Origin of the sequence: Streptomyces sp. NPDC059875 (genome assembly GCF_042731085.1) — a bacterium.
GTDB lineage: Bacteria > Actinomycetota > Actinomycetes > Streptomycetales > Streptomycetaceae > Streptomyces.
Map to the genome: position 1 here is coordinate 1 of NZ_JBHWJZ010000083.1, position 1,397 is coordinate 1,397.

General features: G+C 57.1%; 1 rRNA gene. It reads right to left on the reverse strand.

What is annotated here, in order from left to right:
• Nucleotides 1-1,397 (reverse strand): 23S ribosomal RNA (locus tag ACFV9D_RS38860); the annotation flags it as partial.

Here is a 1,397-nt window from a genome sequence, read left to right on the forward strand (position 1 = left end):
CGTCAGTCCGTATACATCGCCTTACGGCTTCGCACGGACCTGTGTTTTTAGTAAACAGTCGCTTCTCGCTGGTCTCTGCGGCCACCCCCAGCTCAGAGTGCAAGACTCATCACCGGTGATGGCCCCCCTTCTCCCGAAGTTACGGGGGCATTTTGCCGAGTTCCTTAACCATAGTTCACCCGAACGCCTCGGTATTCTCTACCTGACCACCTGAGTCGGTTTAGGGTACGGGCCGCCATGAAACTCGCTAGAGGCTTTTCTCGACAGCATAGGATCATCCACTTCACCACAATCGGCTCGGCATCAGGTCTCAGCCTTAATGTGTGACGGATTTGCCTATCACACGGCCTACACCCTTACCCCGGGACAACCACCGCCCGGGCTGGACTACCTTCCTGCGTCACCCCATCGCTTACCTACTACCACCTTGGGTCAGCGGCTCCACCACTCCCCTTTGCCCGAAGGCTCCGGGGCGGCTTCACGGCCTTAGCATTAATGGGCTCGATATTGGGCGTTTCAAAGCGGGTACCGGAATATCAACCGGTTGTCCATCGACTACGCCTGTCGGCCTCGCCTTAGGTCCCGACTTACCCTGGGCAGATCAGCTTGACCCAGGAACCCTTAGTCAATCGGCGCACACGTTTCTCACGTGTGTATCGCTACTCATGCCTGCATTCTCACTCGTGAACCGTCCACAACTCGCTTCCGCGGCTGCTTCACCCGGCACACGACGCTCCCCTACCCATCACAGCACCCGTTGGGGCTTATTGCTGCAATGACACGACTTCGGCGGTACGCTTGAGCCCCGCTACATTGTCGGCGCGGAATCACTTGACCAGTGAGCTATTACGCACTCTTTCAAGGGTGGCTGCTTCTAAGCCAACCTCCTGGTTGTCTCTGCGACTCCACATCCTTTCCCACTTAGCGTACGCTTAGGGGCCTTAGTCGATGCTCTGGGCTGTTTCCCTCTCGACCATGGAGCTTATCCCCCACAGTCTCACTGCCGCGCTCTCACTTACCGGCATTCGGAGTTTGGCTAAGGTCAGTAACCCGGTAGGGCCCATCGCCTATCCAGTGCTCTACCTCCGGCAAGAAACACACGACGCTGCACCTAAATGCATTTCGGGGAGAACCAGCTATCACGGAGTTTGATTGGCCTTTCACCCCTAACCACAGGTCATCCCCCAGGTTTTCAACCCTGGTGGGTTCGGTCCTCCACGAAGTCTTACCTCCGCTTCAACCTGCCCATGGCTAGATCACTCCGCTTCGGGTCTTGAGCGTGCTACTGAATCGCCCTATTCGGACTCGCTTTCGCTACGGCTTCCCCACACGGGTTAACCTCGCAACACACCGCAAACTCGCAGGCTCATTCTTCAAAAGGCACGCAGTCACGAGAC